We start from the raw sequence: 18319 nt of genomic DNA on the forward strand, positions 1-18319 counted from the left end.
TAGATATATTGAAATATGTATAGAATCCAAAATTTGATTTAGATAACAATTATGAATATTAACATCTACAAGATATGGCTAAATTTATTTTAGATGTATTAGATGATGATCAACGTGAAACAAGAATTAATGCGTTCCTGAAAAAAAATTCAACTGAGCGGTATAAAGGTGAGATATCTCCAGATAAGTCTGATTCGATAACATCATTAATCTTAAGTTGGACAAATCCACTAAAAAAGCAGGAGATGTAATTACTCAAGATACATCAACTTTTTCACTGTATTCTGACCCAGAATTACCAACTAATTTTAGCTACCCTCAGCTATTTATAAATATAAGCCAAAATAGCAAGGACATTGATGTTGGGAATTGGGACGTTATTGATGCAAAAATAGAATCAGGGTCTAGCATACGAATTAAGAAAAAAGATGAGCATAAGCTAATACCATTTGCGTATTTAGTAGATTGGGCTGCATATTTTAATGGTGATGATACTGATGGTGATCCATCAGTTTTTGTTTTTAATCTAGGTGATATACCACATCATATAAAGTTTAAAAACTTCAAATGTTGGTTAGAGAAAGCGCCTAGACAATTTGCACAAAAAAACGTATAACACCCTTCTTCAAATCTAACTGGTGACTCAAACCGTGAAACTCATCCTTGCACCCATGGAAGGCTTAACTGACCCGATTATGCGTGATGTGTTAACATCCGTCGGCAGCTTCGACTGGTGTGTAACCGAGTTTATTCGTGTCACCAACTCTGTGTTACCGGATCATATTTACCATCAGTTTTGTCCTGAATTACTCAACGATGGGAAAACAGCTTCGGGCACACCCGTACACGTGCAGTTTTTAGGCAATGACCCTGAGATGTTGGCAGCCAATGCCATTCGAGCCGTTGCACTTGGTGCACCCGCTATCGATATGAACTTTGGTTGCCCTGCCAAAACAGTCAATCGTCATCGTGGCGGTTCGGTATTGTTAGATGAACCTGAAGTGGTACACGAGTTGGTCAAAGCTGTGCGTGATGCAGTGCCTCCGCATATTCCGGTATCCGCCAAAATGCGCTTGGGCTATATGGACCGCAACTTTATGCTGGAAAATGCCCATGCCATTGAAGATGCGGGCGCAGCTTGGGTAACGGTACATGCCCGGACCAAAGCCGATGGCTATACCCCGCCCGCATTTTGGGATCAGTTACAACCCATTCGTGAAGCATTGAAAATTAATGTGATTGCCAATGGCGAAATCTGGACCAATACTGATGCTAAACAATGTCGCTTAGAGTCAGGTTGTGAAGACCTAATGATAGGTCGTGGTGCTGTCACGACTCCCGATTTAACTCAATGTATCCGCCAAAACTCAGATACTGCTTTATTGAGTTGGAATGATTTATTGGCTTTGCAAATTCGCTTTATTAACGGCCCAGCCAAAACCGAAATTGGTATGCTTGGACGCTATAAACAATGGTTAGGCATGATGTCTAAGCATTATCCTGAAGCGAAATTACTTTGGGATGAAGTAAAACGTATTAAACAATTGCATGAAATTGTAGAAAAATTAGAAGCAGCAGTGCTCTAAGTTTCAAATAAAAGCCATGAGATACTTTTCATATCTCATGACTGTTTCAAGCTAAAATCATTAACTCACTTCGCTGAGTAAAATAGGCAGTCCTGTTTCAAGTTGTATTGGCATAGAAATATGCTGATGCGCCACTTTCCAGACTTGCTCTACTTTCTGAAAACAAATGGTGGTGCGGCACCAAAACACTTCTAAATTGGGAATTGCATCAATTTGATCGACCTTTGAAAAACAGTGCAATACGGCGAGTTCTGGCTGGGCAATAAGTTTAATGCCTTCACGATATACACGAATGTTTCCAGCTTTCACTGGGAGATAACGCCTCCACAATTGTTTGTACGCATCTATACCCGTTAAATGGGTACTTACATCAATTAAACTTACATCTTCGACACAAAGATCAGCTAAAGCTTGTATATCCATGCTTGCTACAGCTTCATCCCATTGTTTTAACATTAATAAGATGGCATGGGCACTTTGCTCATCACCCGTAATTTCTATGCTCATCGTGTCATTCCTTTACAGTGTATCAACTTATCATCAACATAAGCTCTGATTTTGACGGCATCACGACTTAAACGTATCTGTATACCAATAAAACATTCAGAGACATTTTGCCTTTTATACACAGTCTTAGAAGGTGCACTCCCTACAGCCTCCACAAACTTAAAACATGTGATTTTCATCACACTATAAAAACTATAGCGAAAATAATTCGGAGAATAAAGTGGTAATTTTAAAGGGCTTTGAAATCCTTTTTTCCTAGCCGCTTTTACCAAATTTAATTCAATAAAAAAGCATGTCGATATGGACATGCTTCATTGAGATAAATCTGGGATTACACCGTTAAATCTTTAATTGTGGTGACCAAGCCATTATTTTTGACTGACTCAATCCCCTTATCACGCGATTGTTCAGAGGAATAAAATTGACTGGTACCAATAATCTGATGATTGGCTGCTTTTAAATTAAAATACGGCTTACCATTACTGGCCGTTAAACGCTCATAGCGACTGTCATCAGCACTATTTTTATGTACAGACTCTATGCCCACATGCGCTGAGGCTTTTGCTTTATACAACTCACTGGTTAAAATAACTTCTCCATTACCCGCTTTGAGCACAAAGCGATATTGACCATCTTTTGCTTGACTCAGTTCAAACCATCCAGACATAACGTCATTCCTCTTGTTGTTTTAAATTTATTTATTGTTGCTTGAAACTATTTTAGTTCTAAGAAATATAAATGACTTTTATATAACAAAAAAGAGCTTTTTTGATCAAACATAAGTCCAGTAAGTAACACAGTAATTCAAACCGCCCTAAAACCATGCAATTTCAGGGGCGATTATCAATTTTTGCTTCAATAACAATAGAAGAACAAGATGGAATCACGTCACTCAGGTAGGTACAACCACGGTTTTACCGTAAAAAGCGCTTTCCATTTCAAGAATTTCCACACATAGTTGTACCGTCAAATGCGTTTGCTTCGGTAGTAACTGCTGTAATACTAAAAGTAATTGATTGGAAATTTCTGTTTTTGTAGCGATATCTCGCCCTGAGAGCAAAGAAACCTTCACATGTACATAGGCTTGATTCGATTCACCTAAACCAATCAAATAATCACTTTGACAAATTGCTCGGCTTTTAATGTCTGTGGCAACTTTTACATGACCGGTCGCAAACAGTGCTTGGTTTAGACCTAATAAAATAGGCTGGGAGTGAAAGTCTTTTAAATTGTCAGAATATTCCAAATGAATATGCGGCATCTGAGTGCAACCCAAACAGTGAAAACTGGGTTATAACATGTTTTCATAGCTCACTGATGCAAGAAAAAGGATGATCTCATCCCCAATCTATGCATAGTGAGATAGAACCTTACAATTAAACTTTTTTCACATATTCTGATTTCAGTTTAATTGCCCCAATACCGTCAACCTTGCAATCAATATCATGGCCATCACTGGCTTCAGGCAATAAACGAATGTTCTTGACCTTAGTCCCGACTTTAACCACTGAAGATGAGCCTTTGATTTTTAAATCTTTAATTACAGTCACAGTATCGCCATCGACCAATAAGTTGCCATTGGCATCCTTAATTTGAGCAACGTCTTCTGTTTGATTCAGCTCACCTTCTTTCCATTCGTGTGAGCATTCTGGGCAAATTAATAAGTCGCCATCTTGATAGGTATATTCTGATTGGCATTTTGGGCAGTTTGGTAAAGACATAAAAAAACTCAAAAAAATAAAGCTTAGTGTACTGTAAAATTACTGATAACCCTAAATTCCATATGGGTATTTCTGCAAATTATCGCTTTTGAAATATCACATAATTAAATTTCTGAGCTTGTTGATTGGGTGTGATATGCACGTCCTGTACACTCGAAATGAAACGGAAATCGGGTTCAGCAAATTGTTGCTGTAATTGTGCAACACTATAACGTTGAACCTCTAATCCACTGCATTGTACAGGGCCATCTTCAGCAAAAGTAGCTACAATCACGTACCCTAAAGGCTGTACGGCTGTTTTCACTTGCTGTATATAACGCTTTTGGTCTTGAGGTTGAGTCAAAAAATGAAATACAGCACGATCATGCCAAACTTGATAAGTTTCTGGTTCGAGTTCCACGCTTAAAAGGTTTGCTACCTTCCAATCAATCAAATGAGCGCGATCACCTAAACGCTGTTGGCTCTGCTGTAAAGCCATGTTCGATATATCCAATACAGTTAAATGGTTATAACCTAAATCGAGTAACTCATCAGCAAGTATCGATGCGCCAGCGCCAACATCAATAATTGCAGCATTAAAGTCCAACTTCAAAGACTGAATCAATTGTATCGATTGACTTGCATGTAACTGAAACCAACTGACTTGCGTCACGGCTTTATCTGTATAAACCCTGTTCCAATGTGTTTCTGTTGACATGTCGGCATTCCCAACAACGATTCAATTATAAAAAATATATTATATTTTAAGTATTTTCTTCTTCAGGGGATTCTAAATAATGCTTCAAGACCACCGCATGATTTTGGGTTGCATTCTTTGCCGCAGTAATCAAGCTAATATTATGATGTTGGACTAAACCTCGTAATTCTGCGAGTGCTTCAGGATGTTGCCTCAATTCCAGCAAATATTTTGCTCGAAATTCTTCCCAGCCAATTAAATCTTGGTGATAAGACTGCCTTAAAACAGTGGACGGTGTAATCTCTTTGGGCCAAAGATCAATCTTGGCATCTTGTTTTTTAATGCCTCTTGGCCATAGACGATCCACTAGAATTCGTAATCCATCATCTGCGGTTACAGGACTATAGGCACGCTTGATTTGTATCTGCATTGATTTCCTTAGCGATGAGAAAATAAATAACTCATTTAACTTTCCATACTAATATCTTCAACATTTCCATCTTCATCAAATGAGACACATAGCACATAGTCAGTCACATTTTCTGGCAGACTAAAGTCAATCGAATCATCATTTTCTTCAACCGAATGAAAGTCCAAAAAGCGTTGGGTCGATAATAACTCAATCACCTGCTTCGCTTCAGGGCGCGTGAGCCCAGTATGATGCTGCCAATACTGCGAAGAGATTTCTTGCAGATGATGCTCTACATACAAGCGCACTTGATTATCTAAACCGACATCTTGCAGATAGCTTTGCCAAATCGCATTCCGAGCTTTCTGTTCTCTGTCCTTAAAATTATTAAACGTTTGCATAACATCCTTACCATTTATCCATCAGGTATTTCAGGCGTAATCAGGAGTGCCAGCAACTGTAAAGACTCTTGCCAGCCCAAATAGCACGCTTCTACGGGAATTACATCGGGTATGCCAGATTGTGTAATTTGAATTTCCGTCCCCACAGAGACCGCTTTAAATTGAACTTCGACTTCAATTAAATCGGGCATGTTTGGATCTTCAAATTGATCAACATAGCGTAACCGTTCATTTGGAACCACTTCGTGATATGTGCCACCAAAACCAATGCGTGTGCCTGTAGAAAAGTTAGTGAAATACATGCGATATTTGCCCTCAGGCTTCACCTCAAGCAAATCGACATGTGCGGTAAAACCGTGGGGTGCCATCCATTTGACTAAGGCATCTGCTGTGGTAAATGCCCGATAAACACGCTCCGGTGGCGCATTAAACACGCGATGTAATTGAACCGTATTCGACATGGGACACCTATATTTTTATTCTTTGGTTTCAAATAGTGTACGGTAAGTCGAGGTGGCTTATGTATAACTTGAGTATGAATTACACAGCAACCACCTACTTTGGCATCTCGCTACTCGTCATCATAATCATAGAGATAGCTCAGACAGCCCCAACCGTCATATTCACCTTGGAACATTTCGGCAATTTTAACGAACCACTCTTCTAAATCTTGAACATCCTGATATTCAGGAATCATATTGACATGAACGTTCAATACCCATAAATCACTGCCATCATTTTTGACTTCTTCTTGAAACAGCGAAATTTTTTGTTCTTCATGCAATAAATGCACAGCGCATTTTTCTGCCTGATCTTGGGTTGTAAAAACAATAGAAAATTCAATTTCGTGTAGATCGGTTAGATCATTACCGTCTTCATACATTTGCCACAGTACATTACCGTTATCATCATCTGGAAATAATTCATAGTTGCGGCTCATTGTTATATCCCTACTTTTTTGTTTATTAATTCAACGTAATTTAGCATGATTTTATGACAGTTTAAGCCCCCCAAATAGATATTTTTAGAATGCAGCTAAACTCTGAATATCGACCAACGCTCCACTGAGTGGCTGGACAAATGTCAAGTGGCTGGCATGTAATGCCATGCGCTTTAAAGGACTTTGCAAGGGTTCTGGATGATAGAGTTTATCCCCAGTGATGGGATGTCCAATATATTGCATATGCACACGTAATTGATGGGAGCGTCCTGTAATCGGGGTTAACAATACATGGCTGATATCCTGCATTGAATCATAGTGCATCAGTTCAAATAAGGTTTTAGCAGCTTTACCCAATTCAAAATGCACAATCTGACGTGGGCGATTTTCCCAATCCGTAATTAAAGGGACTTCTACACTTCCCGATTGCTGAATCCGACCTTGCACCAATGCCTGATAATGTTTGGTCACCGTTCGCGCTTGAAACATTTTGCTGACCGCAACTTCGGCATCACGATGTTTGGCAAACATCAAAATTCCTGAGGTCGCCATATCCAAACGATGGGTAATTTTCGCATCAGGAAATTGCGCTAAAACACGATAATAAGCACTATCATGATGTTCAGGTAAACGCCCAGGCACCGACAGCAAACCCGCAGGTTTATTAATGATCACCAAGTCTGCATCTTCATAAATAATCTGCAAAGGTTCTTGTGGCGGGGTATAAACGAAGTGGTCATTAAGAGGCATGAGCAGATGGGATGACAAACAATGCGGGCAAAATATCAAGCTCAATTCAGACTGTCAATTTTTCTGCTTTTCAGTCATTTTATTTATCCCAAAGTGCTACTTTCTCCATCAAGAATCTACAAATATTTAGCGATGCTTATTCATTTCTGACAGTAAATCTAATTGAATTTCCTGAATTTGTGTCAGCCTTTCCCATTGATGTGACAGCAAATGATCCATTTTTTCATGTAAATGCCGAATTTCTAATTCTGCTTTCAAATTAATTTGATAGTCGTGCTGCGAGCGTAAACGGTCTTTGGCTTCCTGTCGATTTTGGCTCATCATAATAATCGGCGCCTGTATGGCCGCCAAACAAGACAAAACCAAATTCAATAAAATAAAAGGATACGGATCGACTGGATGTACCCATAACACCACTGTATTTAAAAGAATCCAAAGCACTAAAAAAACGCCGAAACAAATTAAAAAAATCCAACTGCCGCCAAAACTGGCAATTTTATCTGCCAATTTCTCTCCCATTGTCCAGTTTTGATCAAATTCAGTTTCGATGTTTTTGGTGATGAGTTCATGCCGTTGCATACTGCTAATCACTTCACGCTCTAAATCGGTCAGCTCACCTTTTTCAGATTTCAACAACGAATGTACATACTGAATCCGATAGTGGGTCAAATCGGGTCGACAAATAAAACTGTCTGATGACCAATCTGGTTCATCTTTTTTGATCTCATCGCTGATCACATCACGAATAATATGCCCAGAGACCAATGCTTTATAAGGAAATGACTTTTTGCACACTGCACACGTTTGATTTTGTCTATCGGTCATCTTTTTTAATTCGTTTTCTATTTTGACTCCATCATAACAATTTTCGGTTTAAATGAAGCCACTTCCATTAATGCAACACTACAAATGTCAGATTTAACTTAAAAGAGATAGAACAATAAATGGAACCAAATTAAACACCATAATTAAAATTTTATAGACCGCCATCGCAGCATAATGAATTGCATCAAAAGTTTGATCATTCAGATTAAACCAGCGACCATGTAAGCTTTTCATCCACGTTCGGGCATAGATAAAAACCAAAAACCAAATCAATAAAATGAGATAATTAAGAGCCAAACACCAGCCCAATACCTGCTGTAATAATTGCATATCCATATGTATTACTCTCTATCTTCACGTTCAATAGTCACGTCATGAGCTAAAGTTCTAACCCGACACGAAAACCTCGCGCAGCATAATAAGATTCAGCCCCGTTATGATAAGTAAATACTTGACCATAGCGACGGTCACAAAACAATGCTCCGCCCAAAGCCCGAATAGCCTCAGGCGTCTTCACCCAACTTGATGTTTTTTGGTCAAAATTTCCCAACTGCTGTAATTGATGATATTGCTGTTCTGTGAGTAGCGTAGTGCCCATTTTCTGTGCTAAATGCACTGCACTGTCTTGTGGTGGATTCTGTTTCCGAGCAGCCAAGGCTTCTGCGTCATAACATAAACTACGGCGACCTTTGGGACTTTCCTCCGCACAATCGACAAAATAATATTCATCGCTGTTTTGTTCAAATTGAATAAGATCAGGCTCGCCCCCTGTTTGCTCCATCCAGTGCAAACTTTGAATTTTTTCAGGTTGCGCTTGGAGTTGGCATAACACTTCATGCCAGGTGAGATGAGGATGTCTTAAAACATGCTGCTCGAAACGTTGCTGTAAACGGATGAAAAGTTGCTGATCACCCCATGGCTGATCTAAGTTATGACTCGTCATTTCTGCTCTTCTTTTTATTAGATTATTGGGGGAATACGCTCTTATTATGTTACTGAATGAGCTAAAAAAACATCGTCTAAATTTGTAAATGACGTAAAAATGTAGATGGGCATTATATAAAAAACGAAACTAGAATGGACTATAAAATATTTTTAAACTTATATTTTTATTCAATTTTATTCTAAAAAATTTTTTAGGGTGTCAAGGGAAAACATCAGTGGTTTACTTCAACAACCATGACTTTGTAAATCATAACCTTGTGCCTATAAACTTTTAGTTTATAGCGTCCTAAGCCGAATCGAGACCTTTTGGGTAAGTACTACACTCACGTTGTACGCAACTGGTAGCAAACTACTCTTTCCGATCCCCATCACACCCTTGAGATATAGTGTAGGCAGATTCTATTGGGATTGTTTTCCTAAAATCCATAAATTTTTATGATTTTTAAGCATATTTCCCACAATAATAAAAATATAAGGAATTAATTTTCATTTAATAAAATTTAATGAATGTTTAATTTCACTTTTAACCATAATTTGCGTTTTTTTACCAAAAAAATCACACAACTTTTCATTATGCCCAAATCACCATAATCGCTGCCAAAATCACCAAAAATAGCCCCAAATGATCAGAACGTGCTAATTTCTCTTTAAAGAAATATAAAGAAATCAATAAACTAAATAGAATTTCAATTTGTCCTAGAGTTTTCACCAAAGCCACGGTCTGCATACTCATGGCACTAAACCAGCCTAAAGAGGCCAAGAAACTACATACACTGACTTTAAAGGTCAGTCCGACACGCTGCCCCATGTGGTACAAAGTTTTTCTGCTAAATAAACTTAAGTACAACAACAAAATCACACATTGGAAGCCAATTAAAATACACAACACCCACGCTGCACGATGCAAAAAAGGCAGCATTGCAAGTTCTAAGCTGGCTTCTCGAACCAATAAAGAGGTAATGGCAAAACATAATCCACTGCCTAATCCGATCATTAAGGTTTTGATGGAGAGTTTGGTCTGTTGGCTTCCTTGACTCAGTAAGAACACGGCAATTGCACCAATCAGTACCCCGAGCCATCCCCAAACCGTTAAATGTTCTTGTAGCAACATGACGCCAATGAGTGCAGCCAAAATGGCTTCGCTTTTTGCCAGTCCGATACCAATCGCGTAATTCTTTTGTTGAAACAATTTCACCATTAAGGCAGTTGCATATATTTGGCTCACGCCTGCAACCACAATATATAGCCAAAAATGTACTGAAAAATTCACAACCGCTGTGACAGGTTGTTGGTGATATAAAATAGCGAGGTAACTGAAAGCAAAGATTGGAGAAAAGAGAAAACGTGCTAAGGTGGTGCCATAGACATCAACGGTGGTACTAAGTTGCTTTTGAAAAGCATTACGCCAAGCCTGCATAAATGCAGCCATAATCGTAAATAATACCCAAGCAATTGCCATAGCTCTAACTTCATCTCTAATTCGGTCGTTAATTTACTCGCTTCAAATTCACTTTTCGAGCTTTAGTTTCCATTTACTCAATAGGTGTGATGCTACTTTGGCTGAACAGAGGACTCACTAATAAAAACCGACATGAGCCAAAATATCTGCCGCTGTAGGAATATTCTGTGGTACTTGCTGTTTAATATATTCACATGCTTTTAAAATACGGACATCTCACGGTAAATGAGTTACTTGCGGGGAGATAAGCTGCAAAATATGCAATAACAATTGTTTCACTTGCTCAATATTAATGCCCCTAATCTCAATTGTATAAGCTCACCCCCTAAATAGCTGTAAACAATCCGCAGGAAATGAACACATCTGCTTTCCCTGTAATGCGGCGTGTACATAGCCATAAAGCTCCTAGTCTGGATCTATTCACACAGCCAGATATTGTCGGCAGTGATGGTTGTATTTAAACGCTCAAAGAATTCTACCCTTGTTATCTTTCACAACATACAGACTCAACTTGCCGTCGTTTGCATTTCGTATGCTACACATGATTGGCATGGCTGCAACCGTAGCCATGAAGAAAAATGCCAAATTACTTTGGACCTTACCTGTCGTGGGCTATGGTTTTGCTTGGGTCGGTCACTTCTTTTTTGAACATAACAAACCTGCAACATTTAAACAGCCCTTCTTTAGCTTAATCTGTAACTTTAAAATGTATAAAGGCATTTTAGTCGGCAAAGTCGATTGGTAAAACTCCATTGAAGCAGACTTATTTAAGGGTCTAATAAGTCTGCTCTACCCTCACAATATTCTTGGAAATAGCCTCTATTAATAGTCATCTAATAGCTGTGACCTATTCGCAAAAAACCAAGAAAATTTTAATCTATTTCCTTTTCATATTTTCCTGTAAAGCAAATGTGCAATTTCAAGCAAAATAGTGGAAAATCAAGCGAATTAATTCTTCTATAAATTGTTGAAGTGAGCATTTCATGAGTACTCTTGCATTTACGGCTTTCACTCTTAATGGTGTAGACGCGCAAAAATTTCTACAAGGTCAAGTTACCGTACACGTAGAACGCCTAATTGAAAATCAAACTCGCTATACCGCAATTTGTGATCTTAAAGGTCGCATTCATTTTGGCTTATGGCTGAAAAAAATAAATAATGAAAGTTTTGAAATTGTGACCACACTCGATCAAAGCGAAGAATTTGCCAAACATATTCGAAAATTTGGTGCATTTTCCAAGATGAAACTCGAACCTGTTGGCATCGTGTTTCCAACAGTTGTCGATATTCATACGGAGTTTTCAACATCAGAAACCGATATTCCAACTTGGCAATTACAAGCGATTCAAACTGGACAAGCTTGGATTAGCCAAGCCACCGAACATATGTTCCAACCTCAAGAATTACGTTTACACCAACGTGAAGGGGTTCACTACGATAAAGGCTGCTACTTAGGTCAAGAAATTGTGGCTCGCCTCTGGTTTAAAGCAAAACCTAAACATTGGCTACATTTAGTTCAAGGACACGGTGAAGCTCCTGCTCCAGCGACACAACTTAACAAGGATGTGGAAGTCATCAATAGCATACCGACAACCGATGGCTATCAAGCCTTAGTCGTTGCCAAACCAGCTGCAATGACTGAGTTAGGCTTACAAATCTTAAACTTGCCAGAAGCATTGAATGGTGATGTTGCAAGACCTGTTCATTAATTTTGTTTAAATGTATTTCTAGATCGTATATGAATCACATATACGATCTTTTGAAAATTCATAAAAATAATATAAAAAATAAATATTTAAAAATATTCTGCGTACTGATTCATTCGCAAGCAATCCTAACCAATATGATTATACAATCCCTATTTTTGGTTATTTTTCACTCAATTACATTTTTTCAAAACCCAAACAACCCCTTAATTAAATACTTATATTTCAATACTTTAAAATAAAATTTTTGATAAAATATAGCATTTTTACTCTATTTAGACGTTTTTTTGAACTAATCAGTTCTACTAGAGCATTTACTCTTATTTTAATTGTGTTATTTTTGTCACATGGAGTAACAATATGATTTTGGTCGGACCTACCAAAAATTCCAGAATTAACAAAAGCATGATTCAACATGCATAAAAATCGTGTACCTCAAGGGAAGATAAAAGAATGAAATTAAAAGCTCTAACTACCGCAATGATTCTCGCAGCATTACCAACCGCTGGAGCATTTGCTGCGGCACTTGACCGTTCAGGACAATCTATTTCTGCCTTCTTACAACCAGGCAACTATTTTGAAGCAGGTATTTCAATCCTTGATCCAAGTGTTTCTGGTACAGCTAATGCTAATGGCTCAACCCTATCTGACATGGGAGATGATTATTATTTCCCAAATGCTGCCCTAAAATTACAAGTAACTGATCATTTTTCTTTTGGTTTAATTTACGACCAACCATTTGGTGCTGATGCTACATATTCAACCTCTGATCCCGCATTAGCGTTAAATGGTTCGGGGTTATTTCATGATGGTTCTGAAGCAACTAAAGTTGAGGTCAAGTCGCAGAATCTTTCAATGATTTTCGGTTTCCAACCAAATGAAAATTTTAATATTTATGGTGGCGGAGTTTACCAAACCGTCAAAGGGGATGTTCAATTACGTGGACTTGCGTACGGTGGCTCAACGACTTTCGGTGGTTATAACGCTAAGATTAGTGAAGATGGCGCTGTTGGATGGTTAGCGGGTTTTGCCTACCAAATTCCAGATATTGCTTTAAAAGCATCTTTAACCTATAGATCTGAAATTGAACATAAAACTACAATTGAAGAAAGTTCAATTGCACCATTAGGTCAAAACCTTGGCACCGTTATTAATCTGAATAATGGTCTGGGTGAAACTGACATTACAACTCCACAATCTGTGAACCTCGATTTTCAAACAGGCATCATGGCAAATACAGTTGCCTTTGCAAATGTACGCTGGGTAAATTGGAAAGACTTTTCAATTCGTCCTTATGCATTTGGTGTTGCATCAAAACTGGCTCCAGGCTATCCAAATGGCTTCGATTTAGTTGCATACACTGATGATCAATGGTCAACAAACGTAGGTTTAGGGCGTAAACTTAACGACCAATGGGCAGGTAATGTATCAGTAGGTTGGGATTCTGGTGCAGGTAATCCTGTAACAACACTAGGCCCAACAGAAGGTTATTGGAACCTTGGCCTAGGTGTTCAATACAGCCCTACACCTGCAACATTCATTGCTGGTGGTGTGAAATACTTCTGGTTAGGCGATGCTAAAGCACAAACTGGGGCACAGTTTGGTACATCAAATTATGTTGCAGATTTCTCTGACAATGATGCAATTGCTTACGGCTTAAAACTCGGCTACCGCTTCTAATTCATATTCCATTCAAAAGACCATCCTTCTGGATGGTCTTTTTTTTGGCAAAAAGTATCATTTTATAAATTTAAGTTTCTATCAAACTTAGCCAAGTGTTTCTTAATTAAGCATTTAATTATTCACTTCAAAAGTTCTACAATTAAACTAATTGCTCTAATTTTTTATATATAAATCATTAATATACATACGTACCATTAGTATTTTTACTCTATTCAAGCACTTTTTGTGTATGAGCTAGTTCAATTAATAAACGGCATAGTGCATTTACTCTTTTTTAATTTGTGTTACCTTCCCCTAACTTTTAGTTACAAAGTGATATCAGGGAAAATATCCATGAAACTTACAGCCCTTAAAAAAGCAATTTTACTCTGTCTTATTCCTACCACTTCTACATTTGCAGCGGGTCTTGATCGTTCTGGTCAATCTATCCTGCCTTTTTTGCAATCAGGCAACTATGCTGAAGCTTCAATCAGTATTTTAGACCCGAATGTAAGTGGTAAAAATAATACCGGAGCTGCTGTAACAGACATGGCGGATGACTATTATTTCCCATCGGCTGCACTGAAAGTTCAGGCAACCGAACATTTTTCTTTTGGCTTGATTTATGATCAACCTTATGGGGCTGACTCTCAATATTCTGCTGAGGCGGGTACTTTTGGTAATGGCGTAGAAGGTACGAGTGTTAAAGTTCGCACCAATAACTTATCCCTTATTGTCGGCTACCAACCAACTGAAAACTGGAATTTTTATGCAGGTCCTGTTTATCAAACGGTAAAGGGTGATGTCTCTTTACGTGGTGCAGCTTACTCTTTACTTTCTGGTTATGACATTAACCTAAAAGAAGACGAGGCTTATGGTTGGTTAGCGGGTGCAGCGTATCAAATTCCAGAAATTGCATTAAAAGCAGCGGTAACCTACCGCTCTGAAATTAAACACGAATTAGATACTACAGAAACTTCAAATATCTATATTCCACCGAATTACTTACCAACTTTACCAAGTGGCGTAGACTTACGTTCTGTCACCAGCCAAACTGAAGTCGTCACGCCACAGTCTGTGAATGTGGACTTTCAAACTGGTGTTGCAAAAGATACTTTAGCTTTCGCAAATGTACGTTGGGTACATTGGGATCAATTTGCAGTAAGCCCAGCGGCTTTAGCAACTGCATCTAAAATCGCAAAAGGCAAAGCACAAAATCTGATCGATTATTCTGATGATCAAATTTCTGCAACAATCGGCCTCGGTCATAAATTCAATAAAAAATGGTCTGGCTCTGTATCAGCAGGTTGGGATTCAGGTGCAGGCAACCCTGTAACAACTTTAGGCCCAGTTGAAGGCTATTGGAGTGCAGGCTTGGGCGGTCAATATAGCCCAGCAGAAAATTATTTTGTTCAAGCTGGTGTTAAGTACTTCTGGTTAGGTGATGCTAAGGCACAAACTGGCGGTAATGTCGTGGGGGATTTCTCTGATAATGAAGCGATTGCTTACGGATTGAAATTTGGCTACAAATTCTAATCTTGAAATAAAAAAGACGGACTCAAAGTCCGTCTTTTTTTTGCTTTAATCTTATAGAATTAAGCAGGAATATCACGTACAGATGCCTTACGAATGGCTTCTTTTAACGCATCATAACCATTGATTGCTGGGAATTGTGGAAATTCAGCAATCACATTTTCTGGCGCATCAAACAAGAAACCATGATCTGCTTCGCCCAACATTGTGGTGTCATTATATGAGTCGCCCGCGGCAATCACACGGAAGTTCAAACCATGAAGCGCTTTAACTGCCTGACGCTTCTGGTCTGGTTGACGTAATTTATAAGCAGAAATCATCCCCTGCTCATCCGTTTCTAACTTATGACAGAAAATAGTTGGCCAACCCAATTGTTTCATCAGTGGATGTGCAAACTCATAAAAAGTGTCTGAAAGAATAATCAGTTGGAAATGCGTGCTGACCCATTCAACAAACTCTTTCGCACCTGGAAAGGGTCCCATTTCCGCAATCACTTCTTGAATATCATCCAAGCCTAAATTATGTTGCTTAAGAAGATTTAAACGCTGTGTCATCAACACATCGTAGTCAGGAATATCACGTGTTGTCGCTTCTAGCGCTTTAATTCCAGTTTTTTTTGCAAAGTTAATCCAAATTTCTGGAACTAACACACCCTCTAAATCAAGACATACGACTTCCATGAATGCTCCCAACTGTCTATGAAAAAAATTTGGACTATAATAGCATCAACTTATGATTCAGTAGTTGCTGTTTTTTAAATCTATTTTTTTCATAAGCATTTATTTTTTTATGCTAAGCAGAAATATTCAATTCCATTAGAATATTTTCAAAATCTTTTAATATAGGTTTTGAAGTATCCAAGCCTATAGCCAGGAACTCTCATGACTGCTATCCCTACTGTCGATCATATTGATGCACTTGCATCTGAATATGCAGATAAATCTCCAAGTGAAATTTTGGAACTCGCCCTGAATCAAGAAGGTGAAATTGCCATTTCATTTTCAGGTGCTGAAGATGTTGTACTGATTGATATGGCTGCCAATCTGGGTAAACCATTCCGTGTTTTTAGCTTAGATACAGGGCGTTTACACCCAGAAACCTATCAATTTATTGAAACTGTGCGCAAACATTACAATGTTAATATTGAAATCTGCTTCCCAGAATCTGAAGCCGTACAAGCACTCGTGAATGAAAAAGGATTATTCAGTTTTTACCAAGATGACCATAAAGAATGTTGCGGTATTCGTAAAGTACAACCTTTACGTAAAAAACTGGCCACTTTAGATGGTTGGATTACGGGTCAGCGTAAAGATCAAAGTCCAGGTACACGTACTGAAATTCCAGTGGTTCAATCTGATGTTGGCTTTTCTGGACCAGGCAAACAGCTAATTAAATATAATCCTTTAGCCAATTGGTCAAGTGCAGAAGTATGGAGCTATATTCGTATGATGGAAGTCCCATACAATCCATTACATGAGCGTGGTTTTATTTCAATTGGCTGTGAACCATGTACGCGTCCTGTATTGCCCAATCAACATGAGCGTGAAGGTCGTTGGTGGTGGGAAGAAGCGACCCATAAAGAATGCGGATTACATGCAGGTAATTTATCAAAATAATTTTGTCAACCCAAAGCCACTGAACTATTCAGTGGCTTTTTTTAAGATTGATGGACATATAAAGCCGTAACTTTTCTAAGTAAAAGGCGCTATACTCAAATCAAGTTTTATAATTCTAACAAGGTGCCTCAGAAAGGAGACACCACAGAAATTGCAGTGAGGCAATCAATACTATGCGCCCATTACACCCCATTGACTTTATTTTTTTAACATTAGAAAAACGGCAGCAACCTATGCACGTTGGGGGATTATTTCTTTTCCAAATTCCTGAACATGCACCTGAAACTTTTCTACAAGATTTGGTTGCGGATATTCGTAACTCAAAATCTATTCCTATTCCACCATTTAACAATAAATTAAATGGTCTGTTATGGGATGAAGATGAAGAGTTTGATCTTGATCATCATTTTCGCCATATTGCCTTACCCCATCCTGGACGCATTCGTGAATTATTGACCTATATCTCACAAGAGCATAGCGCCCTTATTGATCGAGCTAAGCCTTTATGGACGTGTTACATCATCGAGGGAATCGAAGGTAACCGTTTTGCGATGTATTTTAAAATTCACCATGCCATGGTCGATGGTATTGCGGGTATGCGTCTAGTCGAAAAATCGCTATCTCACGATCCACATGCCAAAAGCATTGTGCCACCGTGGTGTGTTGAAGGCCCTCGTGCAAAACGCATAAAAGAAGCGAAAGTTAGCCGCATGAAAAAAATCATCACTGGGTTGAAGCAACAGGTTGAAGCAACCCCTATCGTGATGCGGGAACTTTCCAAAACAGTGATGCAGGATATGGGCCGTAACCCAGACTATGTGTCTAGCTTTCAAGCACCAAGCAGTATTTTGAATCAGCGTGTCAGTTCATCACGCCGCTTTGCTGCCCAGTCTTTTGATTTTGATCGTCTGCGTCATATTGCGACATCTTTAAATGTCACCATTAACGATGTGGTATTGGCGATTTGCTCTGGTGCATTACGTGAATATTTACTGAGTCAAAATGCCCTACCCAAAAAGCCTTTGATTGCCATGGTTCCGGCTTCTATTCGTGATGATGATTCAGAAGTATCGAATCGAATTACCATGATTTTGGCGAATTTAGGCACACATAAAGAAGATCCTTTAGAACGTTTGCAGATTATTCGTCGTAGTGTCCTCAATGCAAAAGAACGCTTTAAACGCATGAACTCAAACCAAATCATGAATTATAGTGCTTTTGTATATGGAGCCGCAGGCTTAAATATTGCCTCAGGTTTAATGCCAAAACGTCAGGCATTCAATTTGGTTATCTCTAATGTACCAGGTCCACGTGAACCTTTGTATTGGAATGGCGCCAAATTAGATGCCTTATATCCAGCATCCATTATCTTAGATGGTCAAGCGCTCAATATTACTATGACCAGTTATTTGGATAAACTTGAAGTTGGTCTGACGGCATGCCGTGTTGCACTACCTAAAATGCAAAACTTGTTGACACATTTGGAAGAAGAAATTCAACGTTTTGAAAGTATTGTTGGGGTAAAAAACCCAAAGTTGCAAGCGGTGAGTTAACCGCTAAAACAGCACAGCAAAATACTGCAA

22 protein-coding genes and 1 pseudogene are annotated in these 18319 nt (G+C 38.6%); 8 read left to right on the forward strand and 15 right to left on the reverse strand.

The genetic code is table 11. The features are described from left to right. Positions 1 to 217 precede the first annotated feature (217 nt). Entirely contained in the window at positions 218 to 616 is a 399-nt protein-coding gene (locus E0H94_RS12350; protein ID WP_131326794.1) for a hypothetical protein, read from the forward strand. A gap of 34 nt (positions 617 to 650) precedes the next feature. Next, complete coding sequence (locus E0H94_RS12355) at positions 651 to 1586, forward strand: tRNA dihydrouridine synthase (protein ID WP_131326795.1); 936 nt, start codon at positions 651 to 653, stop codon at positions 1584 to 1586. A 60-nt stretch (positions 1587 to 1646) separates the two neighbouring features. Here the strand turns inward: E0H94_RS12355 and E0H94_RS12360 are convergent, their stop codons facing one another. From E0H94_RS12360 to E0H94_RS12425, 14 genes are all read right to left on the reverse strand, one after another. Beyond that, the gene (locus tag E0H94_RS12360) at positions 1647 to 2093 is read right to left on the reverse strand and encodes a YybH family protein (protein WP_131326796.1); all 447 of its coding nucleotides are present in this window, start codon (positions 2091 to 2093) and stop codon (positions 1647 to 1649) included. A 331-nt stretch (positions 2094 to 2424) separates the two neighbouring features. Beyond that, a complete protein-coding gene (locus tag E0H94_RS12365; RefSeq protein WP_131265060.1) occupies positions 2425 to 2760 on the reverse strand; it encodes a YegP family protein in 336 nt (111 codons plus the stop codon). A gap of 225 nt (positions 2761 to 2985) precedes the next feature. Next, positions 2986 to 3354 (reverse strand): 5-carboxymethyl-2-hydroxymuconate Delta-isomerase, encoded by a 369-nt coding sequence (locus E0H94_RS12370; RefSeq protein ID WP_131326797.1) that lies wholly within the window; start codon positions 3352 to 3354, stop codon positions 2986 to 2988. A 115-nt stretch (positions 3355 to 3469) separates the two neighbouring features. After that, a complete protein-coding gene (locus tag E0H94_RS12375; RefSeq protein WP_131265062.1) occupies positions 3470 to 3814 on the reverse strand; it encodes a zinc ribbon domain-containing protein YjdM in 345 nt (114 codons plus the stop codon). Between the two features lie 79 nt (positions 3815 to 3893). Then, on the reverse strand, positions 3894 to 4511 hold the full coding sequence (locus tag E0H94_RS12380) for a class I SAM-dependent methyltransferase (RefSeq protein WP_131326798.1): 618 nt from the start codon (positions 4509 to 4511) through the stop codon (positions 3894 to 3896). 46 nt (positions 4512 to 4557) lie between these two features. After that, positions 4558 to 4920, reverse strand: a complete 363-nt coding sequence (locus E0H94_RS12385; RefSeq protein WP_131326799.1) for a DUF488 domain-containing protein — start codon at positions 4918 to 4920, stop codon at positions 4558 to 4560. A 35-nt stretch (positions 4921 to 4955) separates the two neighbouring features. Next, positions 4956 to 5300, reverse strand: a complete 345-nt coding sequence (locus tag E0H94_RS12390; RefSeq protein ID WP_131326800.1) for a DUF2004 domain-containing protein — start codon at positions 5298 to 5300, stop codon at positions 4956 to 4958. 14 nt (positions 5301 to 5314) lie between these two features. Continuing rightward, a complete protein-coding gene (locus E0H94_RS12395; protein ID WP_131326801.1) occupies positions 5315 to 5761 on the reverse strand; it encodes an SRPBCC family protein in 447 nt (148 codons plus the stop codon). A gap of 110 nt (positions 5762 to 5871) precedes the next feature. After that, on the reverse strand, positions 5872 to 6240 hold the full coding sequence (locus E0H94_RS12400; RefSeq protein WP_131326802.1) for a ribonuclease E inhibitor RraB: 369 nt from the start codon (positions 6238 to 6240) through the stop codon (positions 5872 to 5874). Positions 6241 to 6324: 84 nt separating this feature from the next. After that, on the reverse strand, positions 6325 to 6990 hold the full coding sequence (locus tag E0H94_RS12405) for an RluA family pseudouridine synthase (protein ID WP_131326803.1): 666 nt from the start codon (positions 6988 to 6990) through the stop codon (positions 6325 to 6327). Positions 6991 to 7116: 126 nt separating this feature from the next. Further along, the gene (locus E0H94_RS12410; RefSeq protein WP_131326804.1) at positions 7117 to 7815 is read right to left on the reverse strand and encodes a DUF1003 domain-containing protein; all 699 of its coding nucleotides are present in this window, start codon (positions 7813 to 7815) and stop codon (positions 7117 to 7119) included. Positions 7816 to 7908: 93 nt separating this feature from the next. Next, positions 7909 to 8151 carry a DUF6868 family protein gene (locus E0H94_RS12415; RefSeq protein WP_131326805.1) on the reverse strand — a complete coding sequence of 81 codons (243 nt, stop codon included), beginning with the start codon at positions 8149 to 8151 and terminating at the stop codon, positions 7909 to 7911. A 43-nt stretch (positions 8152 to 8194) separates the two neighbouring features. Then, positions 8195 to 8758, reverse strand: a complete 564-nt coding sequence (locus tag E0H94_RS12420) for a DUF4256 domain-containing protein (RefSeq protein WP_131326806.1) — start codon at positions 8756 to 8758, stop codon at positions 8195 to 8197. A gap of 573 nt (positions 8759 to 9331) precedes the next feature. Continuing rightward, positions 9332 to 10219 carry a DMT family transporter gene (locus E0H94_RS12425; RefSeq protein ID WP_131326807.1) on the reverse strand — a complete coding sequence of 296 codons (888 nt, stop codon included), beginning with the start codon at positions 10217 to 10219 and terminating at the stop codon, positions 9332 to 9334. 461 nt (positions 10220 to 10680) lie between these two features. On the opposite strand from E0H94_RS12425, the pseudogene E0H94_RS18965 reads away from it, so the two are divergent. From E0H94_RS18965 to E0H94_RS12445, 4 genes and pseudogenes are all read left to right on the forward strand, one after another. Further along, positions 10681 to 10964, forward strand: a pseudogene (locus E0H94_RS18965) (Mpo1-like protein); the annotation flags it as partial. 238 nt (positions 10965 to 11202) lie between these two features. Beyond that, positions 11203 to 11928 carry a YgfZ/GcvT domain-containing protein gene (locus E0H94_RS12435; protein WP_131326809.1) on the forward strand — a complete coding sequence of 242 codons (726 nt, stop codon included), beginning with the start codon at positions 11203 to 11205 and terminating at the stop codon, positions 11926 to 11928. Between the two features lie 450 nt (positions 11929 to 12378). Further along, complete coding sequence (locus E0H94_RS12440; RefSeq protein WP_131326810.1) at positions 12379 to 13605, forward strand: OmpP1/FadL family transporter; 1227 nt, start codon at positions 12379 to 12381, stop codon at positions 13603 to 13605. A 336-nt stretch (positions 13606 to 13941) separates the two neighbouring features. Next, entirely contained in the window at positions 13942 to 15123 is a 1182-nt protein-coding gene (locus E0H94_RS12445) for an OmpP1/FadL family transporter (RefSeq protein ID WP_131326811.1), read from the forward strand. 59 nt (positions 15124 to 15182) lie between these two features. Here E0H94_RS12445 and thrH read toward each other — a convergent pair whose 3' ends face one another. Then, on the reverse strand, positions 15183 to 15800 hold the full coding sequence (gene thrH / locus E0H94_RS12450) for a bifunctional phosphoserine phosphatase/homoserine phosphotransferase ThrH (RefSeq protein WP_131326812.1): 618 nt from the start codon (positions 15798 to 15800) through the stop codon (positions 15183 to 15185). 201 nt (positions 15801 to 16001) lie between these two features. On the opposite strand from thrH, the gene E0H94_RS12455 reads away from it, so the two are divergent. Then, positions 16002 to 16736 carry a phosphoadenylyl-sulfate reductase gene (locus E0H94_RS12455; protein WP_131326813.1) on the forward strand — a complete coding sequence of 245 codons (735 nt, stop codon included), beginning with the start codon at positions 16002 to 16004 and terminating at the stop codon, positions 16734 to 16736. 173 nt (positions 16737 to 16909) lie between these two features. After that, positions 16910 to 18289 carry a WS/DGAT/MGAT family O-acyltransferase gene (locus E0H94_RS12460; RefSeq protein WP_131326814.1) on the forward strand — a complete coding sequence of 460 codons (1380 nt, stop codon included), beginning with the start codon at positions 16910 to 16912 and terminating at the stop codon, positions 18287 to 18289. Positions 18290 to 18319: the final 30 nt, after the last annotated feature.

It is taken from the genome of Acinetobacter sp. ANC 4173 (assembly GCF_004331255.1).
Lineage (GTDB): Bacteria > Pseudomonadota > Gammaproteobacteria > Pseudomonadales > Moraxellaceae > Acinetobacter.